This window comes from Pilimelia anulata (assembly GCF_014647895.1).
Taxonomy (GTDB): domain Bacteria; phylum Actinomycetota; class Actinomycetes; order Mycobacteriales; family Micromonosporaceae; genus Pilimelia; species Pilimelia anulata.
In genome coordinates this window covers 94,956-119,942 of record NZ_BMQB01000012.1, presented here as the reverse complement: position 1 = coordinate 119,942, position 24,987 = coordinate 94,956, and the positions used below count along the sequence as shown (strand labels likewise).

The following is a 24,987-nucleotide window of genomic DNA, read 5'->3' as shown; positions in this document are numbered from 1 at the left end:
GTTTCGCACCCCGATGCGATGACCCATCGATGATGTTGACTGTATGGGCCGTCGGTGGCGAATGTGGAGTACGGATACACACCCCGCTCCTGTGAAATCGCCCCGCTGTCCGTGAACGCGCGTCCTGACGTGTTCACGAGCGCCCACCCGGATCGTCGAAGGGCCGCCCATGCACCCGGTCATCCGCCTGTCCGCCGCCGTCCTCGGCAGCACGCTGCTCCTGCCGCCCGCGGCCGGGTTCGCCGCCGAACCCGCCGCCGGGCCGCGCTGGCCCGACCCGGGCGTCGCGCTGCCCGCGGCCGGCGGCGGGACCGTCGCCGGCGAGGAGAGCGCCGGTGCGGGGCGGTTCTTCCCCGGCGGGCCGGACGCCGCGCCCGGCCGGTACCTGGTCGGCCTCGCCGGGTCCCGGGTCGCCGCCGCCGCGGTCCCGGCGGTCGCGGCGGACCTGACCGCCCGGTACGGCGGCCGCGTCGCCCACACCTACCGGCGCGCCCTGCACGGCTTCCTCGCCCTCGCCGACGCCCGCACCGCCCGCCGGCTGGCCGCCGACCCCGCCGTGGCGTACGTCGCCGCCGACGAATGGGTCCACCCCACCGGCCGGGCCGGCGGGCCGCCCGGCGCCCGCTCGTGGGGGCAGGACCGCATCGACCAGCGCACCCTGCCCCTGGACGGGTCCTACACCCCCGGCCCCGCCGCCGGCGTCACCGTGTACGTGCTGGACAGCGGCGCCCGCGCCACCCACGTCGAACTGGCCGGCCGGATCGCCGCCGGCATCGACGTGGTCGACAACGACATGCAGCCGCAGGACTGCAACGGCCACGGCACGTTCGTCGCCGGGGTGATCACCGGCGCGACCGTCGGCGTCACCCGCGACGCCACCGTCACCGCCGTGCGCACCCTCAACTGCGGCGGCGGGGGCCTGTGGGCCAACGTCGCCAGGGCGATCGACTGGATGATCGGACAGCACCCCGACGGCGCCCCCGCGGTGGCGAACATGTCGATGGCGTCGCCGAGGAACCCGGCCGGCGACGAACCGGTCCGCAAGGGCATCGCCGACGGGATCACGTTCGTCGTCGCGGCCGGCAACGACAACGGCAAGGACGCCTGCACCGTCAGCCCCGCCGGGGTCCGCGAGGCCATCACCGTCGCCGCGACCAGCCGCGACGACAAGCGCTGGGCCGGCTCCAACGCCGGCGGCTGCGTGGACCTGTTCGCCCCCGGCAACGGCATCGCCGGACCGTGGCACAAGACCGACGACCGGATGACCGGCGGGACCGGCACGTCGTTCGCCGCCCCGCACGCGGCCGCCGCCGCGGCGCTGCTGCTGCACCGCGAACCGGCCCTCACCCCGCGGCAGGTGGAGCAGCGGCTCGTCGGGGCGGCCACCGGCGACACCGTCGGCGACCCGAAGGGCAGCCCCGGGCGGCTGCTGTACGTGGCGCCGCCGGCCCGAGGCCCTGCCCCCACCCGGGCGCGCCCGGCAGCGGCCCGCAACCCGCCGCCGGGCGGCGCGGCAGGTGGGCGGCAGGTGGTCAGTCGGTCGGGAGGGCCCCGTACGCGGCGGTGATGCGGCGCTCCCGGTCGGCGGAGAACGTCGTGAACGGCGTGGCCGCGACCGTCCGGGCGCTCTTGCGGCCGCCGTGCCCCCACACGCCGACGACCTGCCCGCCGGCGACGACGGTCGCCCGGAACATGCCGTTGTTGCCGGGGACGATGAGCTGCGCGTACTCGGCGGGCAGGACGGCGCCGCGGTCGGCGTAGCCGAGGACGAACTCGTCGAAGCCGGGCAGCAGCAGGACCGCGCCGGCGGCGCGCCGGTGGTCGGCGAGCAGGTCCGGTACGGCCGGGTCGAGGTAGTGCACCCGCCCGTCGACGGTGACGGCGTCGAGCCGGTCGGCGACCTCGGCCAGCCCGGTCCGGACGTCGCGCAGCGGCAGGCCCACCCAGCGGGCCAGGTCGGCGTCGGTGGCGGGCCCGTGGCCGGTGAAGAAGCGCAGGGCCAGTTCGGCCAGCGGGTGTGCGGGCGCCCGCGGCGCGGTGATCCACTCGTCGGCGCGGACGATGGCCTGCTCCCGCCCGTCGGTCGGCCCGAACACCACCGCGCCGGTCTGCGCCGTGTGCCACAGCAGGTGGTAGCCGCGCTGCCCGCCGGTGTCGACGCCGCCGTCGTTCCACGCCGCGTACAGGGCGTCGCGGCGCAGCCGCCGCCCGCCGGCGAGCGCGGCCAGGGCCAGGTCGCGGGCGCGGTCGAGGGCGGCGTCGTCGAGGGCGAGGGCGGCGCGGCGGCGGGCGGCGCCGGCGATGAGCCGGTCGGTGGTGAGGGCTTGCAGCCAGCCGAGGTCCTCGGCGGCGGTGAAGTGCAGGGTGCCGCGCATCGGCCACGACCGTACGACCCGCCCGTCGTCGAGGGCGGCGCGGACGGTGGCGTGGGTGCGGCCGGCGGTGCGCAGGGCGACGGCGGTGACCGCGCCGGGCAGGTCCTGGGCCTGGGCGGCGAGCAGCCGGCGGACGGCGTCGGCGGGGTCGCCGGCGGCGGGTCCGATCAGGCCCTGGGCGGCCAGGCGCAGCGGCCCGACGTCGCGGGCGGGGACGGTCCGCGGGGTGCTGCGTGCGCTCATGGCCGCATCCTGTCACGGCCCCCCGACACGCGGACGCCGACGACGGCGGTGGCGTCGAGGTCCGGGTCGGCGACCACCCGGGCGGCCAGGCCGGCGGCGGCGACCAGGGCGGCGGTGGCCGGGGCGCGGCCGGCGCTGGTCTCGATGAGCAGGTGCCCGCCGGGGGCGAGCCAGTCGCCGGCGTCGGCGACCACCCGCCGCTGGACGGCCAGGCCGTCGGCGCCGCCGTCCAGCGCGGTGCGCGGCTCGTGCAGCCGGGCCTCGGGCGGCAGCAGCGGCAGGTCCGCCGACGGCACGTACGGGGCGTTGGCGACGAGCACCCCCACCCGGCCCCGCAATGCGGGCGGCAGGGGCGCGTACAGGTCGCCGTGCCAGACCCGGCCGTGCGGGGCGAGGTTGCGGCGGGCGCAGGCCACGGCGGCGGCGTCGATGTCGGCGGCGTGGACTTCCAGGCCGGTACCGGCGGCGAGCAGGACGGCGCCGATGGCCCCGGACCCGCAGCACAGGTCGACGACGACCGCGCCCGGCGCGGCGGCGGCCAGGGCGCGGGCGGCGAGCAGGCCGGTGCGGCGGCGGGGGACGAACACGCCCGGGTCGACGGCGACGCGCAGGCCGCAGAACTCGGCCCAGCCGAGCAGGTGCTCCAGCGGCCGGCCGGCGGCGCGGCGGCGGACGAGGTCGGCGAGTTCGGCGGCGGTGCGGGCCCGGTCGGCGAGCAGGCGGGCCTCGTCCTCGGCGAAGACGCATCCGGCGGCGCGCAGGGTGCGGGTGAGGGCGGGCAGATCGGGGGAGTACACGGCGACAACCTCCGGAGTCGCGGGCGCCCCGGCCGCCGGGGCTACCGCGGGGTCGCCGCGGCGCCGCCCGGGTGGGGTGCCCGAACCGCTGGTACGGGAATCGGTCCCACCTCCCCCGGCGCTCGTCGTGGCCGGCTGTTCCCGCCGGCGGCGGCCACTCTACCGGGCCCCGGGGTGCGGGGACCGCATCCTTCGGGGCGGCGCACCCCGGGTGTCGGGCGCGATCGGGGGTTCGGGCGTGTCAGGGCGGTTGTGGCCGTCGTTATCCGGATTGTCGGGTATGACACTGCGGGCGCCCGGTCGGGCGCCGGACACCTCCGGTAAGGACTCGAATCGTCATGAAAGCGCTCGTGCTCGCGGGCGGCCGGGGAACCCGGCTGCGCCCGCTCACCCACACCTCCGCCAAGCAGCTCTTCCCGGTCGCCAACAAGCCCGTGCTGCACTACGGGCTGGAGGCGATCCGGGCGGCGGGGATCACCGACATCGGCATCGTCGTCGGCGACACCGGCGACCAGATCCGGGCGGCGCTGGGCGACGGGTCGGCGTTCGGGGTGCGGCTGACTTACATTCCGCAGGAAGCGCCGCTGGGACTCGCCCACTGCGTGCTGATCGCCCGCGAGTTCCTCGGCGACGACGACTTCGTCATGTACCTGGGCGACAACTTCCTCGTCGGCGGCATCAACGACATCGTGGACGCGTTCCGGGCCGGCGACTACGACGCGCAGATCCTGCTCACCCCCGTCGACGACCCCCGCTCGTACGGGGTGGCGCAGCTCGGCCGCAGCGGCGAGATCGTCGGCCTGGAGGAGAAGCCCGAGGCGCCCAGCAGCGACCTGGCCATCGTCGGGGTGTACCTGTTCCGGCCGGTCATCCACGACGCCGTCCGCGCGGTCCGCCCGTCGGCGCGCGGGGAGCTGGAGATCACCGACGCGGTGCAGTGGCTGATCGACCACCAGCACCGGGTGCACTCGCACCTGGTCACCGGGTACTGGAAGGACACCGGCCGGGTCCGGGACATGCTGGAGTGCAACCGGATGGTCCTGCAGTCCACCACCACCCGCATCGACGGGACCGTCGACGACCTCACCGACATCACCGGCCCCGTCGTCGTCGAGGCCGGCGCGGTCGTCGAGCAGGCGGTGCTGCGCGGGCCGCTGGTCATCGGCGCCGACAGCAAGGTCGTCCGCTCCTACGTCGGCCCGTTCACCTCCATCGGCGACCGGTGCACCGTCGAGGACGCCGAGATCGAATACTCGATCATGTTCGAGTCCTCGGCCGTGCGCGGGGTGTCGCGGATCGAGGCGTCGCTGATCGGCCGGGACGCCGAGATCACCCGCGCCGCCCGCACCCCCAACACCCACCAGCTCGTCGTCGGCGACCAGTGCACCCTGCGGCTGCGCCCGTGAACATCCTGGTCACCGGCGGCGCCGGGTTCATCGGCTCGCACTACGTCCGCACCCTGCTCGCCGGCGGGTACGCCGGCTACGAGGACGCCCGGGTCACCGTCCTGGACAAGCTCACCTACGCCGGCAACCCCGCCAACCTCGCCGCCGTCGCCGACCACCCCGGCTACCGGTTCGTCCGCGGCGACATCGCCGACCCGGCGCTGCTCGCCGACGTCGTACCCGGCCACGACGTCGTCGTGAACTTCGCCGCCGAAACCCACGTCGACCGGTCCATCGCCGACCCGGCCGCGTTCCTGCGCACCAACGTCCTCGGCGTCCAGTGCCTGCTCGCCGCCGCCCGGCACGCCGACGTGCGCACCGTCGTGCACATCTCCACCGACGAGGTGTACGGGTCGATCGAGGCCGGGTCGTGGCCGGAGACCGACCCGCTGCTGCCCAACTCGCCGTACTCGGCGGCGAAGGCCGGCGCCGACCTGCTCTGCCGCGCCTTCCACCGCACCTACGGCCTGGACGTGCGGGTCACCCGCTGCGCCAACAACTACGGCCCGCACCAGTACCCGGAGAAGCTCATCCCGCTGTTCGTCACCAACCTGCTCGACGGGCTGCCCGTCCCGCTGTACGGCGACGGCGGCAACGTCCGCGACTGGCTGCACGTCGACGACCACTGCGCCGGCATCCAGACCGTCCTGGCCAAGGGGTCGCCCGGCGAGGTGTACAACATCGGCGGCGGCACCGAACTCACCAACCGCGACCTCACCGGCCTGCTCCTGGCCGCCTGCGACGCCGACTGGTCCATGGTCCGCCCGGTCGCCGACCGGCCCGGCCACGACCGCCGCTACAGCGTCGACACCACCAAGATCGCCGCCCTGGGGCACGCCCCGCGGGTGCCGTTCGACGCCGGCCTGGCCGCCACCGTCGCCTGGTACCGCGACCACGAGGCGTGGTGGCGGCCCCTCAGCCGACGCTGACCGCGGCGCTCGCGGCCGGCACCTCGTGGATCGCCACGTCGCCGGCCGCGAACCGCCGCGGCGCCACCGCCGCGAGCGCCGCCGCGTCGTGCGGGCGGCGGGTGTCGACGACGAGCCAGCCCACGCCGTACCGGTCGCGCAGCAGCCCGACGGTGAACGGCGTCGGGGTGGTGTAGGCGGCGTCGTTGGCGGCGAGCTTCGGCGGGTCCCAGTAGGGGATCTCGTCGGAGCTGAGCCGGTGTGCGCTGGCGTACGCGTTGGCCGGCGGGGTGAACACCCAGCCCTCGACGAGCACCCGCCGCTGGGCGGCGGCGGCGAGCCAGAACTGCCGCGGGTCGCACACCGACCGCCGCCGCTGCGGGGGCCGGCAGTGCTGGTTGCTGGCCAGGACCGTGTCGGTGGGGGTGTGGGCGCGCAGCCACCGCCCGGCGGCGTCCGCCCCCGCCGGCACGACCCGGGCGGCCGGCGGCGGCGAGGGCCGGGCCCACACGGCGGTACCGGCCGGGGAGAGCTGCACCGCGGCGTACGCCGCCGAGGTGGGGACGGCCGCCCCGACCAGCAGCGCCAGCGCGGCGAACCCCGCGGCGGGCCGGGTCCGCCGGGCCGCGGCGAGCCCCCCGGCCACCAGCAGCGCCGCGGCCGCCGGTACGGCGTAGGCGGCCAGGATCGCCCACCCGGCGGCCGGCCGGTCCGGGGTGAGCCGGTCGGCGGCGGCGGTCAGGGCGGCGCCGGCCGCGGCCGCGGGCAGCCACAGCCAGCGGGCCCGCCCGGCCGGCAGCAGCGCCGCGAGCGCGGCGGCGACCAGCAGCGCCGCGTACGGGCGGGCGGACTGCAGGAAGTAGAGCTGCGAGCCGCCCATCTGGTAGAAGCCGAGCACGACGGCGAGGGCGGCGAGGCCGAGGCCGGCGGACAGCGGCAGCAGCGGGTCGGCCCACCGCCGGCGCCGGGCCAGGACCGCGGCGGCGACGACCAGCGCCGCCCAGCACAGCACCCAGATCGCCAGCGCGACCGGGCGGCTGCCGCCGGCGGCGGGCAGGGTGGTGCGCAGGCTGGCCAGCGGTTCGACGAACAGGCCGCCGCTGGTACCGCGGAACATCGTGGCCTGCACCACCCCGAACACCGCGGCGGTCACGGCGGCCGCGGCCAGCGCCGGCCGGTCCAGCCGCCGGCCCAGCGCCGCCACGGCGGCGACGGTCAGCAGGCCGGCGACGAGCAGCGGCGCGTAGGTGGCCTTACCGCCGGTCGCCCCGGCCACCAGCAGCGTGAACAGCAGCCACGGCCCCGGCCCGCGGCGGCTGCCGCGCAGCAGGTCGACCAGGACGAGGATCGCGGCGGCGAACAGCAGCCCGCCGAACGTCTGGGTGGGGCTGGGCCACATCGTGCGCAGCAGGTGCGCCGGCGGCAACGCCGTCCCCGACCAGCCGGCCGGGTCCGGGGCCACCGCGAACAGGGCCAGCGCGGCGGCGAGCGGCCCGGCCCACCAGCGGGCGGCGGCGGCCCGCTGGGCGACCGCGGCGACGGCGACGACCAGCAGCAGCGCCGCCGGCAGCAGGCCCAGCCGGTAGGTGAGCAGGTACGGTTCGACGCCGGACGCCCAACTCGCCGCCGCCCACTCGGCGTGCACGAACCAGTGGTAGCGCAGCGGCTCGCCGGCGATGTGGGGGAACTGGGCGGGCAGGTGGTGCCGCAGCTCCCCGGCCAGCGCCTGGTGGAACACCATGTCGGGGTACGGGTCGGCGTTGCCCGGCCAGGTCAGCGGGTGCGGCCGGAAGTACGCCACCGCCGCCCAGCCCAGCACCGCGGCGGCGAGGCCGGCGACCGACCACGCCCACGCCGGCCGGGTGGGCGGGGCGTCGGTGCGCCAGTGGCGGCGCAGCCGCGGCGCCGCGGCGAACAGCACCACGACCGCGGCGGCCAGCACCACCGGCCCGTACGGGAAGCCGGCGGCCCGGCCGGGCAGGTAGGCGCCGATGGTCAGCGCGTACCCGGTGGCGGCGCCGCCGACCAGGTCGGCGGGCAGCCCGGCGGAGCCGCCGCGCAGCGCCCGCCACACGAGCACGCCGGGCAGCAGCACCACCCCGGCCAGGTAGCCGCCGAACCGGGCCTGGGTGGCGGGGTCGACGCCGTACCGGTACAGGACCGCGGCCGCGGCGGCGACCAGCAGCGCCCCCGGCAGCAGCCGCCACCACCGGTGGCCGGGGCGGGCCGGGACGGCCGCGGGCGCGGCCGGGCGGGCGGGGGCGTCGAGGACGGACGTGGACTCAGCGCGCACCGCGCACCTCCCGTCGGCGGAACGCCCAGCCGCGCCCCAGCCGGTAGTTGATCGCCGGGCCGGCGACCAGGACGGCCGCCTGCGCCACCAGCACGTGCACGCCGAGGACCTCGACCAGCAGCGCCAGTCCGGCCACGCCGAACAGCAGCGCCCACAGGCACACCGCGTAGAAGCGCAGGAACCCGGCGACGATCGGCCCGTCGGCGCGGAACACCCCCCGCCGGTACAGCGGGTAGGTGACCAGCGCGGTCGCCGTGCAGGTGGCCACGGCGAGCGCCGGGTACGGCAGCCACCGCCCGGCGGCCAGCCACCCGGCGGTGAACAGCAGGTAGTAGACGGCGGCGCTGAGCCCGCCGGCGAGCAGGTAGCGGACCCGCTGGTCGGCGGCCAGGCGGGCGAGGGTGGCGGCGGTGATCGGGACTCCCGGGGTCGACGCGACAGCGGCGGGAAACAATCGTACAGATACCCTCATACTGCATAATCAGCACTCAACTGCCGGAATAGATCAGTAACCGGCGCTCCCGAGGATGGCCCACGTGCACGTCTCGATCGTCGTCCCCTGCTTCCGCTCCGCCGGCACCCTCCCCGACCTCGTCGCCGGCCTGCACGCCGCCCTGCCCGCCCACACCGACGGCCACGAGATCATCCTCGTCGTCGACGACGGCGCCACCGACACCTGGCACACCGCCGCCGCCCTCGCCCGCACCCACCCGACCGTCCGCGCCCTGCGCCTGGCCCGCAACTACGGCCAGCACAACGCCCTCGTCGCCGGCCTCCGCGCCGCCCGCCACGACGTCATCGTCACCATGGACGACGACCTCCAACACCGCCCCGACCAGGTACCGGTCCTGCTCGCCGCCCTCACCGCCGACACCGACCTCGTCTACGGCACCCCCGACCGCGAGGAGCACGGCCCCGCCCGCAGCCTCGCCTCCCGCCTGGTCAAACTCGCCATGGCCCGCACCATGCGCGTCCCGCACGCCCGCGACCTCAGCGCCTTCCGCGCCTTCCGCGCCTTCCTCGTCGCCGGCTTCGACCGCATCGACGGACCGCACGCCTCCGTCGACGTCGCCCTCTCCTGGTCCACCACCCGCATCGCCGCCGCCACCGTCACCATGGACCGCCGCCGCACCGGCCGCTCCGGCTACACCCTGCGCACCCTGCTCCGGTACACCGCCAACATGCTCCTCGGCTACTCCACCACCCCCCTGCGGCTGGTCACCTGGCTCGGCTTCGGCGTCGGCCTGCTCGGCCTCGGCCTGTTCGGCCTGCTCGTGTACCAGTACGCCAGCGGCACCACCACCGTCGCCGGGTTCACCACCATCGCCTCGATGGTCGCCCTGTTCGCCGCCGCCCAGCTCATCGCCCTCGGCGTCCTGGGGGAGTACGTCGGCCGCATCCACACCGGCGGCATGGGCCGCCCCACCTACGTCATCCGCGAACACGTCGACGGCGCCGCCCGCCCCGCGGCCGAACCGGCGCTCGCCGGCGCCGCCCGCTAGATTTCCCGCCGCGGGGTGTCGAGAACGCGTCGCCGGCTCCGTCCCGGGTACAGCAGTGGCCGTACGGGCCGCGCCACCGAGAAGGAGCACCCACCGTGACGATCCACCGCCTGGACAACGTCGGCATCGTCGTCGGCGACCTGCCGGCCACCATCGCGTTCTTCACCGACCTCGGCCTGGAACTGGAGGGCGAGGCCCGGATCGAGGGCGACTGGGCCGACCGCACCGTCGGCCTGGACGGCGTCCGCTGCGACATCGCCATGATGCGCACCCCCGACGGCCACGGCCGGCTGGAACTGGCCCGCTACCACACCCCCGCCGCGACCCGCACCGGACCGCAGGACCCGCCCAACACCCTCGGCCTGCACCGCGTCATGTTCGCCGTCGACGACATCGACGCCACCCTGGCCCGGCTGCGCCCGCACGGCGCCGAAACCCTCGGCGGCGTCGCCCGGTACGGCGACAGCTACCGGCTCTGCTACGTCCGCGGGCCCGAGGGCATCATCGTGGGCCTGGCCGAACAGCTCGGCCGATAATCCGGTCGAGAACCCGCCCCCAGCTCCGTCCCCGCACCGTGGACACCCGAACAACGGAGGACATCATGGCCAAGTACCTGCTGCTCAAGCACTACCGCGGCGGCCCCACCCCCATCACCGCGCTGCCCCCCATGGACCAGTGGGCACCCGGCGAGGTCGACGCGCACATCCGGTTCATGCGCGACTTCGCCACCCGCCTGCAGGAGACCGGCGAATTCGTCGACGCCAGCGCCCTCGCCCCCGACGGCGCCTTCGTCCGGTACGACGGCGCGGGCCGCCCCCCGGTCACCGACGGCCCGTTCGCCGAAACCAAGGACCTGATCGCCGGCTGGTACGTCATCGACGTCGAATCCCGGGACCGCGCCCACGAACTCGCCGGCGAGCTCTCCGCCGCCCCCGGGCCCGGCGGCGAGCCCATCCACGAATGGCTGGAGGTCCGCCCGTTCCTGGGCCACGCCCCCGCGGCCACCGAGTGAACGAACCGCTGCTGCGCGACCTCGTCCCCGCGGTGATCGGCGTCCTCGTCCGCCGCGGGGCCGACTTCGCCGCGGCCGAGGACGCCGTCCAGGACGCCCTCGTCGAAGCCGTCCGCCGCTGGCCCGACGACCCGCCGCGCGACCCCAAGGGCTGGCTCGTCACCGCCGCCTGGCGCAAGTTCCTCGACGCCGCCCGCGCCGACACCTCCCGCCGCCGCCGCGAGGCCCGGGTCGACGACGAACCCCCGCCCGGACCGGCCGCCGCAGCCGACGACACCCTCCACCTGTACTTCCTGTGCGCCCACCCGTCCCTGACCCCGGCGGCGTCCGTCGCGCTCACCCTGCGCGCCGTCGGCGGCCTCACCACCCGCCAGATCGCCGACGCCCACCTCGTACCGGAAGCGACCATGGCCCAGCGCATCAGCCGGGCCAAACGCACCATCGCCGGCGTCCGCCTCAACCAACCCGGCGACGTCGCCACCGTCCTGCGCGTCCTCTACCTCGTCTTCAACGAGGGCTACTCCGGCAACATCGACCTCGCCGCCGAGGCGATCCGCCTCACCCGCCAACTCGCCGCCGCGATCGACCACGAGGAGGTCGCCGGCCTGCTCGCCCTCATGCTGCTCCACCACGCCCGCCGCCCCGCCCGCACCCGCGCCGATGGCACCCTCGTACCCCTCGCCGACCAGGACCGCAGCCGCTGGGACACCCACCTCATCACCGAGGGCATCGACATCCTCCGGACCGCCCTCGCCCGCGACCGGCTCGGGGAGTTCCAGGCCCAGGCCGCCATCGCCGCCCTCCACGCCGACGCACCCACCGCGGGGGAGACCGACTGGGTACAGATCGTCGAGTGGTACGACGAACTCCTGCGCCTCACCGACAACCCGGTCGCCCGACTCAACCGGGCCGTCGCGGTCGGCGAGGCCGACGGCCCCCGGGCCGGACTGGCCGCGCTCGCCGCCCTCGACCCCGCCCTGCCCCGGTACGCCGCCGCGTCCGCGTACCTGCACGAGCGGGCCGGCGACCCGGCGGCCGCCGCGCGGCTCTACGCCGACGCGGCCCGGGCGGCGCCCAACCTGCCCGAGCGCGACCACCTCACGCGGCAGGCCGCCCGGCTCAACGCGCGTTGAGTCTTTGTGCGTTGAGCCCTTGGTCGCGGTGGGGGTGGGGAGTGGTGGGTGACCCGGCAGGGGATCAAGCCTGACCGCCCCTGCCGGGTCACCCACCACTCCCCACCCCGTGCGGTCACCGCCCGTACGGCGCTCGCGGTCTGCGCTCGCGGTCTTCGGTCAGGTGTTGGGGCGGTGGGCGCGGAGCATCAGGGAGACGCCCGGCAGGGAGCGGACCGGCAGGTGGCGTTCGGCCGTGATGATCGCGGTCAGGGCCGCGTTGACCGGGGTCGGGAGGGCGGTGAGGTCGCTGCCGGACGCCGAGCGGCGCCGCAGCGCCACGACCGGGCGCAGCAGCACGTTCCAGCTCCACAGCTCGTCGACCACCAGGCCGGCCTTGGTGAGCAGGCGGCGCAGCCCCGGCCGGTCGTAGCGGCGGACGTGGTGGCTGGCCTCGTCGTGCGCCGACCACAGCCGCATGTCGCACGGCACCGTCACCAGCGCTGTACCGCCCGGCCGCAGCACCCGCCGGACCTCCGCCGCCGCCAGGTAGTCGTCCTCGATGTGCTCCAGCACGTCGAACGCCGTCACCAGGTCCAGCGACGCCGACGCCGCCGGCAGCGCGGTCGCGTCGCCGCGCACCACCGCCAACCCCCGCCCGGCGGCCACCGCGGCGCCGGCGGCGCTGTACTCCAGCGCCAGCGGCCGCCAGCCGTGGGCGCGCAGCACCCGCGTGTTGCCGCCGCCGGCGGCCCCGATGTCCAGCGCCGCACCGGGCGCCACACCGGCGCGGCGCAGCCCCCGCAGCCAGCGGCCCAGGATCGCCCGCCGCTCCCGGAACCACCAGTGCGCGTCCTCGATCCCGGCGAGCTGCCGAATATCCGTAGCGTCCATATAGGTACGATATCGGCGAACCCGGCAGGGGAGTGGCGGCCCGGAATGCGCGTACGGGTGGCCGCGCTGGCAGGCGGGGTGCGGGACGGGCCGCGCCGGTCGGACCAGCGGGCCGTGCGCGTCGCCGGCACCGCCCGCCGTCGCAGGGATTCGACCGGCCAGCGGACACGGTCTCAGTCGGCCCAGCGGCTCAGGAACTCCCGGACCCGGGTCAGCACCAGGTCGGCGGACGCGGGCTCGTACTCGCCCCGGCTGTCGTCGGTGAACAGGTGCGCCGACCCCGGGTACAGCGCCAGCTCCGCGTCCGCGCCGGCCGCCAGTGCCCCCGTGACCAGCTCGCCCGCCACCTCGACGTCACCCCACCCGTCGTCCCGGTTCACGTGCGCCCGCAGCGCCACCCCCACCGGCCACCCCGCCCCGAACGCCGCCGCCGGCACCGCCCCGTGCAGCAGCACCGCCGCGAGCGCCCCCGGCCGCGTCTGCGCCAGCCGCTGCGCCGGCAGCACCCCCAGCGAGAACCCCACGTACACGGCCCGCTCGGGCAGCCCGGCCGCCGCGGCGACACCCCGGGCGGTGATCGCGTCGAACGTCAGCCGCTGCGCGTGCGCCACGCCCTCGGCGACGGTGTCGAAGGTCTCCCCGTCGTACAGGTCCGGCAGCGTCACCCGATGCCCGTCGGCGCGCAGCCGGTCGGCGAACCCCCGCACGCCCGGGGTGAGCCCGAGGGCGTGGTGGAACACGATGACGTCGGCCATGCCGCCTCCCCGAACCCGGCCCGCCCCGGCCGGGCGCCTCACCCGAAGCGGCTCCGGAACCGGGCCAGTGGCAGGGCGCTCGCCGCGTTCGGTTCGTCGTGCCGCACGTCGTCCAGGCGCAGCAGGCCCGTTCCGCAGACCACGGTGGGTCGGCCGGCGCGCAGGAACACGACCTTACCGGGGGTGCGGTTGGCGATGGTGACGTCCGGTTCGACGGTCGCGTCGTACACCCGGACCGGGGTGCCGTTGAGCAGGGTCCGGGCGCCGCGGTAGGGCGGGCCGACGGCGAGGACGGTGTCGCGCAGCCGGACGGCGTCGCCGGTCCAGTCGAGGTCGTAGTCGGCGTCGTCGCGCCACAGGCTGTACGAGGCGGCGGCCTCGTCCTGCGGTACCCCGGCCAGGGGGCCGCCGGCGGCGATGCGTGCGCCGATGGCGGCGGCGAGTTCGCCGTAGGCGGCGGCGACCAGGGCGATCGCGTCGGCGATCCGGATCGGGCGGGGCAGCGGCACCTCGACCCGGCCGAGGATGTCGCCGCGGTCGTACTCGTCGGTGGCGAGCAGGGCGGTGACGCCGGTCCGGTCGTCGCCCTCGATGAGCGCGGTGACCAGCGGGTTGAAGCCCCGGTACCGGGGCAGCAGCGAGTCGTGGAAGACCACCAGGGTGGCCGGTCCGGGGTCGATCAGCCACCGCCAGCCGACCGCGACCAGGTACGGCGTGGCTGGCGGGCCGGCGGCGGCCCGGTCGGCGAACGGGATCCCGCGGTCGGCGCACAGGGCGCGCAGGGCGGCGTGCGAGCCGTCGGCGACGCCCGCGTCGTCGGCGCCGACGACGGCGGTGACCAGGCCGGCGTCGAGGAGGGCGGTGACGGCGGCGACGCCCTTGGCGGTCATCGCGTACGCGGTGATCACGGTCGCCAGTCCCGGACGGCGGCGACGACCCGCCGCTGCTCGGCGTCGGTCATGGCCGAGTGCAGGGGCAGCCGGACGATCCGGTCGGCGACGTCCTCGGTGACGGGGCAGCCGCCGGGGGCGGTGCGGCCGTAGCGGCGGCCGGCGGGGGCGGTGTGCAGGGGCTGGTAGTGGAAGGTGGCGGCGATGCCGGCCGCGGCGAGGGCGGCGAGCAGGCCGGCCCGCCGGCCGGGGTCGGGCAGCAGCAACTGGTACAGGTGGGCGGTGTGCGCGGCGCCGGCGGGGACGCCGGGTCGGGCGACGCCGCGGTCGGCGGCCCAGTCGGCGAGCGCCGCGTGGTACGTCTCCCACAGGTGGTGGCGGCGGGCCTGGATGGCGGGGAACTCTTCGAGCTGGGCGGTGAGGACGGCGGCGAGCAGGTCGGCGGGCGGGTAGCTGGAGCCGAGGTCGCGCCACCGGTACTTGTCGACGGCGCCGCGGAAGAAGCGGCTGCGGTCGGTGCCCTTCTCCCGGATGATCTCGGCGCGTTCGGCGAGGGCGGGGTCGGCGAGGACGAGGGCGCCGCCCTCGCCGCACTGGACGTTCTTGGTGGCGTGGAAGCTGAGGGTGGCCATCGCGCCGAGGGTGCCCAGGGGGCGGCCGTGGTGGGCGCCGCCGAGGCCGTGGGCGTTGTCCTCGATGACGGGCAGGCCGTGCCGGTCGGCGACGGCGGTGATGGTGTCCATGGCGCAGGCGACGCCGCCGTAGTGGACGACGACGATCGCCCGGGTGCGGGCGGTGACGGCGGCCTCGACGCGGGTTTCGTCGAGGTTGAGGGTGTCGGGGCGGCAGTCGACGAAGACGGGGACGGCGCCGCGCAGGGCGTAGGCGTTGGCGGTGGAGACGAACGTGTACGACGGCATGATCACTTCGTCGCCGGGGCGCAGGTCCAGGAGCAGGGCGGTCATCTCCAGGGCGTGCGTGCAGGACGTGGTGAGCAGCGTGGGCCGGCCGCCGACCAGGGGGCGGAGCAGGTCGACGGCGCGGCGGGTGAAGGGGCCGTCGCCGTGGGTGTGGCCGGTGGCGAGGGCCTCGGTCACGTACCGCTGGGTGCGGGCGGCGTGGTGCGGGCGGTGGAACGGGATGGGCGGGGCGGCGGCTGGCGCGGTGCCGGGGAGGGTAACCACCCGGACATTCTACGCGTCAGGGGAGTTATCCCTTCCCGTACGGCCGGACGCCCGCGGCGCCGGCCCCGTTCAGCCGCGGGGTTCCTGCTGCCAGTCCTGCTGGTTCTCGCCGCTGGTGGCGAGGTTGACGGCGGCGGCGTCGCCGGTCTCCGCGACGAGGTCCTCGTGGCGGGGCCGGTCGGGCAGGTTCCGCCACTGGTCCGCGGGCTTCTTCTCGGGTCCGTTCTCCATGCCCTCCACGGTCCCCCGCCGACCCCTGTCCGGGCAAGCCCCGCTCTTCCGTAGCACTACACCATAACGGTCATTATGGTGTAGTAGCCTGACGTGAGGACGACTCTCATTTGTCCGATTTCCTGGATTAATGGATTACGTTAACCGGCAATCCCATAATTATCGGGTTGGGTGGTGCTCAGCGGGTGTCGCGGGGCGCTGTTAGCGTCCGGGACATGAGTGCACTCGCTGACGAACGGCTGCCCGAGTTGCTCGACCGGGCCGTCGCCGCCACCACCGACGTCATCCGCCGCGTCCGGCCCGACCGGTACGCCGACCCCACCCCGTGCCGCGACCTGGACGTCCGGGCGCTGCTGAACCACCTCATCGGCGGGCAGCGGTTCTTCGCCGCCTCCGCCGCCGGCGAGACCGGCGACCCGGCCGCGTTCGCCGCCGACCACCTCGCCGCCGACACCACCCCCGCCGACCTGTACGCCGACGGCGGCCGGGCCGCCCTGGCCGCGTTCGCCGGGCCGGGCGCGCTGAGCCGGGCGGCGAAACTGCCCGACGGCTCGGACGGGCCGCCGCTGGCGGACATCTACCTGCTGGAGCAGGTCGTCCACGGCTGGGACGTCGCCGCCGCCATCGGCGCCGACCGCGGCGGCGACCCGGCCGCGGTGGCCGCCGTCCACGACGGCTGGTACGGGAAGGTCCCGCAGCACGTCCGCGACCTCGGCACGGTGTTCGGCCCGGAGCAGCCGTGCCCGCCCGACGCCGCCCCGGCCGACCGGCTCGCCGCGTACCTGGGCCGCCGCATCCCCTGAGACCCGCGCACCCGCCGCCCCGGCCGTCCGGCAGCGCCGCCGGCCCGGGGCCGCGGGTGCGCGTCATCGCGTCATACGGTTGCGGATGCCGTTCGGCTGCCGGCGACGCTGAGCGGCCGCCCCCCGGTGGTGGATCGTCGTCGGGCCGCGGGAACCGGTGGGGGCGCCTAGGCTCGGCGGGGTGGACGACGTCGACCCCCGCACCATGCGCGAACGCATGCTTGCCGGCGACCCGTACCGGGCCGACGACCCCGAACTCGTGGCCCTGACCCGCCGCGCCACCGACCTCGCCGACATCTACAACACCCTGCCGACCAGCGACCCCGACCGCCGGCGGGCGCTGCTGCACGACCTGCTCGGCGCCGTCGGCGACGGGGTCGACCTGCGCCCCCCGCTGCACGTCGACTACGGCCGGCACATCACCGTCGGCGCCGGTACGTTCGCCAACTACGGGCTGGTCGCCCTGGACGTCGCCCCGATCACCATCGGCGCCCGGGTCCAGCTCGGCCCGCGGGTGCAGTTGCTCACCCCGACCCACCCGGTCGAGCCGGAGCCCCGGCGGGCGGGGTGGGAGGCCGGGCAGCCGATCAGCATCGGCGACAACGTGTGGCTGGGCGGCGGGGTGATCGTGCTGCCGGGTGTGCGCATCGGCGCGGACACCGTCGTCGGCGCCGGTGCGGTCGTCACCCGCGACCTGCCGGCGGGCGTGGTGGCGGTCGGCAACCCGGCCCGCGTCGTCCGCCGCGTCACCGACGCCGACCGCGCCTGACCCGCCGGCCCGTCATCCACCGGGCCCGCCCGACTCCCGGGCGGGCCGCCGGCCATGGCCGCTGCGGATGCGTGACCGCCCGGTCAGCCGAGGGCCTGGACGGCGTACAGGGTGGCCAGGGCGACCGCGAGCGCCCCGAGCAGCGCGCGCAGGGCGCGTTCGGGCAGGCGGGGTTGGAGGCGGGCGCCGCAGTACCCGCCGATCAGGCCCCCGAGGCCGCACAGCAGGCCCAGCGGCCAGTCCGGCGCGGCGGCGTCGTCGACCGCAAGGCCGAGCAGCGCGTACGTGGCGGCGCCGACGATCGAGGTCGCGAACGTCGCCGCGAGCGCCGCCGGCGCGACCCTGCCGACGGGGAGTCCCCGCCCGACGAGCAGCGGCCCGAGCAGCGATCCGCCCCCGATGCCGTACACCCCGCCGACCACCCCGGCCACCACCGCGAACGAGGTGACAACCCGCCGCGACGGCCCCACCGCCGCACCGCCACTCGCGCCGGGACCGGGGCGGGCGCCGGCCGCGTCGGGATGGGGTGAGGTACCGGATCCGGCTCCCGCGACGTCGTGGGGCTCCTGCCCCGCGCCGGCCGGGTCAGCGGCAGGGGCCGGGCGGGGTCGGGGGCGGCCCAGGCACAGCCACAGTCCCAGGGGGAGCAGGAGAGCCGCGACCACCAGCCGGAACACCCGCGGCCCCGGTACCGCGAACACCCGGATCGCCGCACCCGCCACCACCCCCGGCAGCGTCCCCGCCAACAACCACCGCGTCAGCACCCCACCACCGCGGCCCGCCCGCCGGTACCGCAGCAGCGCCCCCGGCCCGGCGACCACGTTGAACAGCAGGTTCGTCGGCGTCACCGCCGGGCTCGGCACCCCCAGGACGCTGAGCTGCACCGGCAGCAGGAACACCGCCCCCGACACCCCCACCGGCGTGGCCACCACCGACAGCAGCAGCCCGGCCGCGAACCCGGTCAGGCCCGTCGCCCAGGTCACCGGCCCGGGCCGGGCCGGCGGGCGAGGGTGAGCAGGTGGGCGCTCGCGCCGAGCAGCGACGGTTCGTCCTCCACGCGGCGCAACTGGTCCAGCAGCGCCGCCGCCCGGGCCGGGTCGGCCAGGATCGGGTCGAGGCCGTCCAGGAGCAGCCACAGCGGGCCCTCGCAGAACACCGTCCGCGCGTCGGCCAACCCGGCCGCGGTGGCCTCGGCCGCCGGCTCGGTCGGGTGGTGGAAGTAGGCGGTCGTGAACCAGTCCGCGCCCGGCGGCGGCCGGTGCCGGCCGTCGGCGAGCGCCCCGGCCACCAGGTCAGCGAAGCCGGGGGCGTCGGCGTGGCCGTGCGCCCAGCCGTCGTGCAGGGACGCGAACCGGCTGATCGTCGCCGCCACGACCACCCCGCCGGGGCGCAGCAGCCGGCCGGCCTCCCGCCACGCCGCCAGCCGGTCGGCGGCGTCGATCAGGTGGTACAGCGGGCCCAGCAGCAGGACCGCGTCGGCGCTGCCGTCCGCCAGCGGCACCCGCCGGGCGTCCCCGGCCACCGCGGTGACGCCCGGGTGGCCGGCGGCGGCCGCCACGTGGTCGGGTACCGGGTCGACGACGGTGACCCGGTACCCCGCCGCGGCGAGCGGCCCGGCATACACACCCGTGCCGCCGCCGATGTCGAGCAGCCGGGCCGGCGCCGCCGGCAGGGCGCGGCGCAGGACGTCCCGGGTGCGCAGGTACTCCAGCCGGCCGGCGCCGCGGTCGAGGCGGTGGCGCTCGCCGCCGCGCCGGTAGTAGTCGAGGATCTCGGTGGGCAGCATCCACCGACCGTGCCCGCCCGCGGCCGGCCGGGCAACCGCATATCGGGGCGGTCCGGGCCGCTACTCGACCAGGTCGGCGGCCGGCGGGGTGAACACGACCAGGTGCGGCAGGTACGGCTCCGGATCCGTCGACCAGTCATAGCGCCGCCACTGGGCCAGCGAACGGCGGCCGATCACCGCCCGGGCCAGCTCGTACGCCGGCGCCCCGACCGTCGCGGCCGGGACGGCGCCGGACGGCCCGGCGACGGCCGTGCCCGCCGGGGTGCGCAGGCCCAGCGGCGGCAGCCCGGCCGGCCAGCGGCGGGCCAGCCAGCCCACGTGCAGGGCCAGGACCTCGCCGGCGTCGCCGCGGTCGCCCGCGGCGCCGGCCGCGGCGGCGATGTCGTGGCGGTGGTGCCAGCAGTCGAGGGTCATGAACGCGTACCGGCGGTCGCCCAGCCGCGCGTACAGGTCGGGCAGCCGCTCCCGCCACGCCTCGACGACCCCGGGCGGGGAGAGGTGGCGGCGCTCGGCGACGTGCCGGGCCGTCCAGTCGGCGCCGGGGGCGCCGTCGGTGCGGTCGTCGAGGACGTCGGCGCACACCCCGGCCAGGTGCCGGTACACGTCGGCCGCGGACCAGCCGGGGGTGGCCGGGACGGGCAGGTCGGGGTCGAGGTGGGGGGCGCGGGCGGCCAGGTCGGCGAACGCGCCGCGGTACAGGTCGAGCAGCGCCATCCCGGCAGCGTACGCCGTGCGGGCCACCGGTCTGCGGCGCAGCCGCACACGGCGGGCTGCCGCGGGACCCGCACGCCCCGGCCGACCTCCCGCAGCCCTGATCAGGACGGGACGGGTCGGGCGGGTCAGGCGGCCAGGGCCGGGGTGGCGGCCGCGTGCTCCGCCACCAGCCGGCGCGCCCACAGCAGCCGCGGCAGCGCCGTCTCGGCGCGCTCGCCGAACTCGCCGGCCACCGCCGGGCCGCAGCCGTCCCAGCCGTACCGGGCCAGCGTCGCCGCCACCGCCGCCTCGACCGCGGCCGCGTCCGGGCTCGCCGACGGCTGCAGGTCCGACAGGAAAACGGCTTCCGCCAGGTTCCGCATCGAGTCGCTCATGGTGCCCTCCCCCGCTTGCTCTCCCCCTATGTGACTCAGCTAACAGGGCGTCGAGAGCCGGGCGAGCGCCGACCGGTTGCGGCCCGGTTGCCGTCCAGCCGGCCCGGAAACGACCCCGACCGGCCGACACCGAAAACGGCGAAACCCGACATCCGGGCGGGTGCCGGGAGCGGGGCCCGTACCGATAGATTCGACCCGTGGTCGACCTCGTCCCCGCCGCCACCGCCGCGCTCGCCGCCGCCGGCGGCACCGCCGCCGACATCGTCGAGGCGTGGCTGCTCAACCGGCGCCTCTCCCCCCACACCCGGGCCGCGTACCGGCGGGACGTCACCGGCTGGCTGCACTGGTGCGCCGGCCGCGACCTCGACCCCCGCACCGCCACGTTCCTGCACGTCAACGCCTACGCCCGGGAACTCGAGACGACCCTCGACCCGCGCACCGGCAACCCGCTGACCCCCACCACCGTCGCCCGGAAACTGTCCGCCCTGTCGAGCTGGTACACGTTCCTGCACAAACTCAACGCCATCGCCGTCAACCCCGTCGCCGGCGCCGACCGGCCCCGCCTCGACCGCGACCACTCCGCCACCGTCGGCCTCAGCGCCGACGAGGTCGACGCCCTCCTCGCCGCCGCCCGGCAGGCCATCGGACCCACCGCCGACCGCACCCGCGCCGCCATCACCCTCCTCGCCGACCTCGGCCTGCGCGTCAGCGAACTCACCTCGCTCAACTGCGAGGACCTCAGCACCGAACGCGGCCACCGCAGCATCCGCTTCACCGGCAAGGGCGGCCACCAGCGCCGCCGCGCCCTCACCCCCGGCACCGCCGCCGCCGTCGACGCCTACCTCACCGCCCGCGGCCACGCCGAAGCCGCCCGCCCCGACGCCCTCACCGGACCGCTGCTCGTCACCAAGACCGGGCGGCGCCTCGACCGGCACGCCGTGTTCCGGCTCATCCGCGACCTCGCCCGCGCCGCCGGCATCCCCCACTGGGCGTCGCTGTCCCCGCACTCGCTGCGGCACGCGTTCGCCACCACCGCCCGCGACGAGGGCGTACCCCTGGAGGACGTCCAGGACGCCATGGGCCACGCCGACCCCCGCACCACCCGCCGCTACGACCGCGACCGGCACAACCTCGACCGCGACCCCGCGTACGCCATCTGGGCCGCCCGCGCCCGCCGCGGCAACACCTGACCCGTCACAGCACCCGCGGCGGCGTGTTCCCCGCCGCCACGATCGCCCGCCGCACCGGCACCGCCGCCAGCAGCCCGAACCCGATCACGAAGAACGACATCAGCGACAGCAGCGCCACCCGGTACGAGCCCGTCGCCTGGATCGCCAACCCGAACAGCAGCGGACCCAGCCACGACGTCCCCTTGTCCGAGATCTCGTACAGGCCGAAGTACTCGCCCTCCCGCCCCGGCGGGATCAACTGCGAGAACAACGACCGCGACAGCGCCTGCGACCCGCCCAGCACCACCCCGATCGCCCCACCCAACGCCACGAACGGCCCCGCCGCGCCCACCGGCAGCCAGAACGCCGCCACCACCGTCACCGACCACAGCACCAGCGACAACAGGATCGTCTTCCACGCCCCGATCCGCCGCGCCAGCCACCCCATCCCCAGCGCCCCGCCCAACGCCAGGAACTGCACCATCAGGATCGTCGGCACCAGCACGTCCTGCGACAGCTTCAACTCCTCCACCCCGTACACCGACGCCATCGCGATCACCGTCTGGATCCCGTCGTTGTACACCAGGTACGCGATCAGGAAGAACAGCGTCAACGGGTACGCCCGCAGCGACCGCAGCGTCGCCCACAACTGCCGGAACCCCGCCACCAGCAGCGGCCCCGACGCCGGACCCGCCACCGGCGGCCGATTCCGCAACCGCACCAGCGGCACCGTCGTGAACGCCGCCCACCACACCCCCGCCGACACGATGCACCACCGCGCCACGTCCCCCGTCGACACACCCCACCAACGCGGCGCCAGGACGACCGCCGCCAGGTTCAACGCCAGCAGCACCCCGCCGCCGCCGAACCCGAACGCCCACCCCACGCTCGACACCGCATCCCGGTCATCCGGGCCCGCCAACTGCGGCAGGAACGAGTAGTACACGACCACCGACGAACCGAACGCCACGTTCGCCACCACGAACAGCACCGCACCCAGCACATACCGGTCCCCGGTCAGGAACAGCATCCCCACCGTCGCCGCCGCACCCACGTACGCGCACCCGGCCATCAACCACTTCTTGTACGCCGTCCGATCCGCCACCGCACCCACCACCGGCAGCACGAACACCGTCAACAGCACCGACAGCGACGCCATGTACGGAAACAGCGACTCCGGCGCCACCGGCACCCCCGCCAGCGACACCGTCCGCCCCGCACACCCCGACTCCGGACACCCCGCCGCCGACTTCGCCACCGCCGTCAGGTACGGGCCCAGGAACACCGTCACCACCGACGTGTAGAACGCCGAATTCGCGACATCGTAGAAGTACCAGCCCACCCGCTCCCGACGATCCGCCCACCCCGCCGCGGTCACCGCCACAACCCCCGCTCCGCCAACACCCCGCGCAGCACATCCAGCCGGTCCGTCATGATCCCGTCCACCCCCAGATCCAGCAGCCCCCGCATCACCACCGGGTCATCCACCGTCCACACATGCACCTGCAACCCCAGCCGATGCGCATACGCCACGAACCGGCGCCCCACCACCGGCACCCCGAAGAACGACACCGGCACCTGCGCCGCCGCCACCGACCCCGGCAACCGCACCCGCCCGCCGTGCAACGCCGCCCAGCGCAGCCGACCCACCGACCGCACCCCCAACGACGTCGCCACCCGCGGACCCGCCAACGCCCGCAACCGCGCCAACCGCGCATCCGAGAACGACGCCAACAACACCCGATCCGCCGCCCCCGCCGACCGCACCGCCGCCACCACCGGCTCCACCGCCCCCGCCGACTTCACATCGACGTTGAACCGCACCCCCGGCCACCCGTCCAACACCTCGGCCAGCCGCGGCACCACCGGCTCCCCACCCACCCGCACCGACCGCACATCCGCCCAGCGCAGCCGCGCCACCCGGCCCCGCACCCCCGCCACCCGCCACAACGACCGGTCATGCAGCACCACCGGCACACCGTCCGCCGTCGCATGCACGTCCGTCTCCACGAACCGGTACCCCGCCGCCACCGCCGCCGCGAACGCCGCCGCCGAATTCTCCGGCAACCCCGCCGCCCGCGCCGACACCACACCACCCCGATGCGCGAACGCCAACGGCCGCGGCGCCTCCAGGAACGCGAAACCCTCCGCCATACGCCGCAGTATCCCGCCCCCGACCACCACCGCCCGCCCCGGACGCGCGGCCGTCACCGACCCGCCACACCCCCGTCACCGACCGACCGCACCCGCCGCGACCGCGCCACACTCACCGGCCGCGTCGGATCCACCCACCGCGGCACCACCGGCTCCGCCACCCGCAACGGCACCAACTCCCGCGCGATCGCCTCCACGATCAACTCCGTCGCCCGCGCCGCATCCCCCCGATCACCCGCCACACACCCCGACAGGTCCACCGGCTCCCCGACATGCACCCGCAGCACCGGCCGCCGCCACACCGCCCGGCCCACCGTCCGCAGCAACCGCCGCGGCACCCCGTACGGCAACACCTCGTGCGCACCCCACTGCGCCACCGGCACCACCGGCACCCCCGCCGCCAACGCCAACCGCGCCGCCCCCGTCTTCCCCCGCTCCGGCCACAACCCCGGATCCAACCCGATCCGACCCTCCGGATACACCAACACCGACGCCCCCGACGCCAGCACCACCCCCGCCGCCGCCAACGACTCCCGCACCGCCGCCGACCGCCGATCCACCCGCACATGACCCGACCGGCGCATCAACCAACCCAGCACCGGCGCCCGGAACACCCCACCCGTCGCCATGATCCGCGGCGCCAACCCCAACCGGGCCGCCGCCGCCACCAACACCACCGGATCCGCCGGACCCACATGATTCGCCGCCAACAACACCGGCCCGGACACCCGCACCCCGCCCGACACCCGCAACCGCCCCACCAACGCCACCAGCAGGCGGGCAGCCACCATCGCCACCCGCCACACCCACGGCGCCCGATCCCGCGGCCGCCCCGCACCACTCACGCCCCGGACGGCAACTCCGCCAGACGCGCCTCCACCTCCGCCAACTCCGCCCGCAACCGCTCCACCCGCTCCGCCGCCCGCGACCGCTCCGCCGCCACGATCTGCTCCACCGCCTCCGACAACGCCGGCACATCCAGCAACGCCACCACCCGCAGCGCCTCCGCCGGCCGGATCGCACACGGCTTCGCCAGCGTCCGCGAACCCTGCGCCGCCGCCACCGACCACTCCCCGTCGACACACGACACCGTCACCGTCAACCCCGCCGCCGGCTTCACCTTCGCCGCCTTCGGCCGCCGCACCGGCCTCTCCCCCTCCACCGGCGTCTCCACCGGAGCCGACCGCGGCGCCGGCGGCAGCAGCGGCGCACCCGACGGGACCGCCGGCTCCTCCACCTCCGGCACCGTCGCCCGGGCGGCGCTCGCGGCCTTCTTCGCCGCGGTGGCCGCGCCGCGCGGCGGGATCACCACGTCGGCCGGGGTGAACGGCAGCTCGTCCCGGCCGAACCGGACCACCACCGTCGTCTCGCCGTCGGCCTCCTCCACGCCGGCGACCTGGCCGAACTGGCCGGCGATCTGCCCGGCCGCCTCCGTGAACATCACCTTCGGCCTGCGGCCGGCCTCCAGGGCCGTACGGAGGGCGGCCAGATCGTCGGTGGACAGGCCGGCGTCAACGCGCGTCGCCATGTGTGGAACCTCATCTCGGTCGAAAAGTCGCTGACAGCTTCATAGCAGC

At 76.2% G+C, this 24,987-nt stretch carries 27 protein-coding genes; 10 read left to right on the top strand and 17 right to left on the bottom strand.

What is annotated here, in order from left to right:
• Window positions 1-169 precede the first annotated feature (169 nt).
• A complete protein-coding gene (locus tag IEY94_RS21465; RefSeq protein WP_189172042.1) occupies window positions 170-1,567 on the top strand; it encodes a S8 family peptidase in 1,398 nt (465 codons plus the stop codon).
• On the opposite strand, the gene IEY94_RS21460 is transcribed toward IEY94_RS21465, so the two are convergent.
• Both IEY94_RS21460 and IEY94_RS21455 read right to left on the bottom strand, forming a co-directional pair.
• The gene (locus IEY94_RS21460; protein ID WP_189172041.1) at window positions 1,533-2,618 is read right to left on the bottom strand and encodes a winged helix DNA-binding domain-containing protein; all 1,086 of its coding nucleotides are present in this window, start codon (window positions 2,616-2,618) and stop codon (window positions 1,533-1,535) included. The two genes, IEY94_RS21465 and IEY94_RS21460, sit on opposite strands and share 35 nt — an antisense overlap.
• Window positions 2,615-3,415: a putative protein N(5)-glutamine methyltransferase gene (locus IEY94_RS21455; RefSeq protein ID WP_189172040.1), complete on the bottom strand. Its 801-nt coding sequence runs from the start codon at window positions 3,413-3,415 to the stop codon at window positions 2,615-2,617. Before IEY94_RS21455 ends, IEY94_RS21460 begins: the two co-directional genes overlap by 4 nt.
• Window positions 3,416-3,753: 338 nt before the next feature.
• On the opposite strand from IEY94_RS21455, the gene IEY94_RS21450 reads away from it, so the two are divergent.
• Both IEY94_RS21450 and rfbB read left to right on the top strand, forming a co-directional pair.
• Window positions 3,754-4,821, top strand: coding sequence for a glucose-1-phosphate thymidylyltransferase (locus IEY94_RS21450; RefSeq protein WP_189172039.1), 1,068 nt, complete (start codon window positions 3,754-3,756; stop codon window positions 4,819-4,821).
• Window positions 4,818-5,789: a dTDP-glucose 4,6-dehydratase gene (rfbB, locus tag IEY94_RS21445; protein WP_189172038.1), complete on the top strand. Its 972-nt coding sequence runs from the start codon at window positions 4,818-4,820 to the stop codon at window positions 5,787-5,789. The genes IEY94_RS21450 and rfbB overlap by 4 nt, the downstream gene beginning before the upstream one ends.
• Here rfbB and IEY94_RS21440 read toward each other — a convergent pair.
• Both IEY94_RS21440 and IEY94_RS21435 read right to left on the bottom strand, forming a co-directional pair.
• Window positions 5,776-8,061 carry a hypothetical protein gene (locus IEY94_RS21440; protein WP_189172037.1) on the bottom strand — a complete coding sequence of 762 codons (2,286 nt, stop codon included), beginning with the start codon at window positions 8,059-8,061 and terminating at the stop codon, window positions 5,776-5,778. The genes rfbB and IEY94_RS21440 overlap by 14 nt on opposite strands.
• Complete coding sequence (locus IEY94_RS21435) at window positions 8,051-8,515, bottom strand: GtrA family protein (protein WP_189172036.1); 465 nt, start codon at window positions 8,513-8,515, stop codon at window positions 8,051-8,053. Before IEY94_RS21435 ends, IEY94_RS21440 begins: the two co-directional genes overlap by 11 nt.
• 82 nt (window positions 8,516-8,597) lie before the next feature.
• Here IEY94_RS21435 and IEY94_RS21430 point away from each other — a divergent pair, with 82 nt between their 5' ends.
• From IEY94_RS21430 to IEY94_RS21415, 4 genes are all read left to right on the top strand, one after another.
• Window positions 8,598-9,563: a glycosyltransferase family 2 protein gene (locus IEY94_RS21430; RefSeq protein WP_189172035.1), complete on the top strand. Its 966-nt coding sequence runs from the start codon at window positions 8,598-8,600 to the stop codon at window positions 9,561-9,563.
• A 95-nt stretch (window positions 9,564-9,658) separates the two neighbouring features.
• Complete coding sequence (locus IEY94_RS21425) at window positions 9,659-10,099, top strand: VOC family protein (protein WP_189172034.1); 441 nt, start codon at window positions 9,659-9,661, stop codon at window positions 10,097-10,099.
• A 65-nt stretch (window positions 10,100-10,164) separates the two neighbouring features.
• Window positions 10,165-10,575: a YciI family protein gene (locus IEY94_RS21420; RefSeq protein ID WP_189172033.1), complete on the top strand. Its 411-nt coding sequence runs from the start codon at window positions 10,165-10,167 to the stop codon at window positions 10,573-10,575.
• Window positions 10,572-11,708 carry an RNA polymerase sigma factor gene (locus tag IEY94_RS21415; RefSeq protein ID WP_189172032.1) on the top strand — a complete coding sequence of 379 codons (1,137 nt, stop codon included), beginning with the start codon at window positions 10,572-10,574 and terminating at the stop codon, window positions 11,706-11,708. The genes IEY94_RS21420 and IEY94_RS21415 overlap by 4 nt, the downstream gene beginning before the upstream one ends.
• A 159-nt stretch (window positions 11,709-11,867) precedes the next feature.
• Here the strand turns inward: IEY94_RS21415 and IEY94_RS21410 are convergent, their stop codons facing one another.
• The 5 genes from IEY94_RS21410 to IEY94_RS21390 all read right to left on the bottom strand — a co-directional run bounded on the left by IEY94_RS21410 (window position 11,868) and on the right by IEY94_RS21390 (window position 15,641).
• Entirely contained in the window at window positions 11,868-12,581 is a 714-nt protein-coding gene (locus IEY94_RS21410; RefSeq protein WP_189172031.1) for a class I SAM-dependent methyltransferase, read from the bottom strand.
• A 173-nt stretch (window positions 12,582-12,754) separates the two neighbouring features.
• On the bottom strand, window positions 12,755-13,336 hold the full coding sequence (locus IEY94_RS21405; RefSeq protein ID WP_189172030.1) for a dienelactone hydrolase family protein: 582 nt from the start codon (window positions 13,334-13,336) through the stop codon (window positions 12,755-12,757).
• A gap of 38 nt (window positions 13,337-13,374) precedes the next feature.
• Window positions 13,375-14,244: a formyltransferase family protein gene (locus IEY94_RS21400; protein WP_189172029.1), complete on the bottom strand. Its 870-nt coding sequence runs from the start codon at window positions 14,242-14,244 to the stop codon at window positions 13,375-13,377.
• On the bottom strand, window positions 14,241-15,410 hold the full coding sequence (gene rffA / locus IEY94_RS21395) for a dTDP-4-amino-4,6-dideoxygalactose transaminase (RefSeq protein WP_229784324.1): 1,170 nt from the start codon (window positions 15,408-15,410) through the stop codon (window positions 14,241-14,243). Before rffA ends, IEY94_RS21400 begins: the two co-directional genes overlap by 4 nt.
• Before the next feature lie 69 nt (window positions 15,411-15,479).
• The gene (locus tag IEY94_RS21390) at window positions 15,480-15,641 is read right to left on the bottom strand and encodes a hypothetical protein (protein WP_189172028.1); all 162 of its coding nucleotides are present in this window, start codon (window positions 15,639-15,641) and stop codon (window positions 15,480-15,482) included.
• A gap of 215 nt (window positions 15,642-15,856) precedes the next feature.
• Between IEY94_RS21390 and IEY94_RS21385 the strand changes: the two genes are divergently transcribed.
• Both IEY94_RS21385 and IEY94_RS21380 read left to right on the top strand, forming a co-directional pair.
• On the top strand, window positions 15,857-16,444 hold the full coding sequence (locus IEY94_RS21385; RefSeq protein WP_189172027.1) for a TIGR03086 family metal-binding protein: 588 nt from the start codon (window positions 15,857-15,859) through the stop codon (window positions 16,442-16,444).
• Between the two features lie 181 nt (window positions 16,445-16,625).
• Window positions 16,626-17,213 (top strand): sugar O-acetyltransferase, encoded by a 588-nt coding sequence (locus IEY94_RS21380; RefSeq protein WP_306341617.1) that lies wholly within the window; start codon window positions 16,626-16,628, stop codon window positions 17,211-17,213.
• Between the two features lie 83 nt (window positions 17,214-17,296).
• Here the strand turns inward: IEY94_RS21380 and IEY94_RS21375 are convergent, their stop codons facing one another.
• The 4 genes from IEY94_RS21375 to IEY94_RS21360 all read right to left on the bottom strand — a co-directional run bounded on the left by IEY94_RS21375 (window position 17,297) and on the right by IEY94_RS21360 (window position 20,087).
• Window positions 17,297-18,196: a TSUP family transporter gene (locus tag IEY94_RS21375; protein ID WP_189172026.1), complete on the bottom strand. Its 900-nt coding sequence runs from the start codon at window positions 18,194-18,196 to the stop codon at window positions 17,297-17,299.
• Window positions 18,193-18,999 (bottom strand): class I SAM-dependent methyltransferase, encoded by an 807-nt coding sequence (locus IEY94_RS21370; protein WP_189172025.1) that lies wholly within the window; start codon window positions 18,997-18,999, stop codon window positions 18,193-18,195. The genes IEY94_RS21375 and IEY94_RS21370 overlap by 4 nt, the downstream gene beginning before the upstream one ends.
• 60 nt (window positions 19,000-19,059) lie before the next feature.
• Window positions 19,060-19,713, bottom strand: a complete 654-nt coding sequence (locus tag IEY94_RS21365) for a maleylpyruvate isomerase mycothiol-dependent enzyme family protein (protein WP_189172024.1) — start codon at window positions 19,711-19,713, stop codon at window positions 19,060-19,062.
• Between the two features lie 125 nt (window positions 19,714-19,838).
• On the bottom strand, window positions 19,839-20,087 hold the full coding sequence (locus tag IEY94_RS21360) for a hypothetical protein (RefSeq protein ID WP_189172023.1): 249 nt from the start codon (window positions 20,085-20,087) through the stop codon (window positions 19,839-19,841).
• A gap of 197 nt (window positions 20,088-20,284) precedes the next feature.
• Between IEY94_RS21360 and IEY94_RS21355 the strand changes: the two genes are divergently transcribed.
• Window positions 20,285-21,277 carry a tyrosine-type recombinase/integrase gene (locus IEY94_RS21355; protein WP_189172022.1) on the top strand — a complete coding sequence of 331 codons (993 nt, stop codon included), beginning with the start codon at window positions 20,285-20,287 and terminating at the stop codon, window positions 21,275-21,277.
• 4 nt (window positions 21,278-21,281) lie between these two features.
• Here the strand turns inward: IEY94_RS21355 and IEY94_RS21350 are convergent, their stop codons facing one another.
• From IEY94_RS21350 to IEY94_RS21335, 4 genes are read right to left on the bottom strand one after another with little or no spacing between them, the layout of a single operon-like run.
• Window positions 21,282-22,640 carry an MFS transporter gene (locus IEY94_RS21350; protein ID WP_189172021.1) on the bottom strand — a complete coding sequence of 453 codons (1,359 nt, stop codon included), beginning with the start codon at window positions 22,638-22,640 and terminating at the stop codon, window positions 21,282-21,284.
• The gene (locus tag IEY94_RS21345) at window positions 22,631-23,410 is read right to left on the bottom strand and encodes a glycerophosphodiester phosphodiesterase family protein (RefSeq protein WP_189172060.1); all 780 of its coding nucleotides are present in this window, start codon (window positions 23,408-23,410) and stop codon (window positions 22,631-22,633) included. The genes IEY94_RS21350 and IEY94_RS21345 overlap by 10 nt, the downstream gene beginning before the upstream one ends.
• Before the next feature lie 53 nt (window positions 23,411-23,463).
• Complete coding sequence (locus IEY94_RS21340) at window positions 23,464-24,201, bottom strand: lysophospholipid acyltransferase family protein (protein WP_189172061.1); 738 nt, start codon at window positions 24,199-24,201, stop codon at window positions 23,464-23,466.
• A gap of 50 nt (window positions 24,202-24,251) precedes the next feature.
• Complete coding sequence (locus IEY94_RS21335) at window positions 24,252-24,938, bottom strand: DUF6319 family protein (RefSeq protein WP_189172020.1); 687 nt, start codon at window positions 24,936-24,938, stop codon at window positions 24,252-24,254.
• Between the last annotated feature and the right edge of the window lie 49 nt (window positions 24,939-24,987).

Excerpts from the sequence above, each read along its gene's own strand:
- IEY94_RS21465 (WP_189172042.1), top strand. The coding sequence starts at position 170 with ATGCACCCGGTCATCCGCCTGTCCGCCGCCGTCCTCGGCAGCACGCTG.
- IEY94_RS21460 (WP_189172041.1), bottom strand. The coding sequence starts at position 2,618 with ATGAGCGCACGCAGCACCCCGCGGACCGTCCCCGCCCGCGACGTCGGG.
- IEY94_RS21450 (WP_189172039.1), top strand. The coding sequence starts at position 3,754 with ATGAAAGCGCTCGTGCTCGCGGGCGGCCGGGGAACCCGGCTGCGCCCG.
- IEY94_RS21420 (WP_189172033.1), top strand. The coding sequence starts at position 10,165 with ATGGCCAAGTACCTGCTGCTCAAGCACTACCGCGGCGGCCCCACCCCC.
- IEY94_RS21410 (WP_189172031.1), bottom strand. The coding sequence starts at position 12,581 with ATGGACGCTACGGATATTCGGCAGCTCGCCGGGATCGAGGACGCGCAC.
- IEY94_RS21405 (WP_189172030.1), bottom strand. The coding sequence starts at position 13,336 with ATGGCCGACGTCATCGTGTTCCACCACGCCCTCGGGCTCACCCCGGGC.
- IEY94_RS21390 (WP_189172028.1), bottom strand. The coding sequence starts at position 15,641 with ATGGAGAACGGACCCGAGAAGAAGCCCGCGGACCAGTGGCGGAACCTG.
- IEY94_RS21385 (WP_189172027.1), top strand. The coding sequence starts at position 15,857 with ATGAGTGCACTCGCTGACGAACGGCTGCCCGAGTTGCTCGACCGGGCC.
- IEY94_RS21370 (WP_189172025.1), bottom strand. The coding sequence starts at position 18,999 with ATGCTGCCCACCGAGATCCTCGACTACTACCGGCGCGGCGGCGAGCGC.
- IEY94_RS21365 (WP_189172024.1), bottom strand. The coding sequence starts at position 19,713 with ATGGCGCTGCTCGACCTGTACCGCGGCGCGTTCGCCGACCTGGCCGCC.
- IEY94_RS21360 (WP_189172023.1), bottom strand. The coding sequence starts at position 20,087 with ATGAGCGACTCGATGCGGAACCTGGCGGAAGCCGTTTTCCTGTCGGAC.
- IEY94_RS21345 (WP_189172060.1), bottom strand. The coding sequence starts at position 23,410 with ATGGCGGAGGGTTTCGCGTTCCTGGAGGCGCCGCGGCCGTTGGCGTTC.
- IEY94_RS21340 (WP_189172061.1), bottom strand. The coding sequence starts at position 24,201 with ATGGTGGCTGCCCGCCTGCTGGTGGCGTTGGTGGGGCGGTTGCGGGTG.
- IEY94_RS21335 (WP_189172020.1), bottom strand. The coding sequence starts at position 24,938 with ATGGCGACGCGCGTTGACGCCGGCCTGTCCACCGACGATCTGGCCGCC.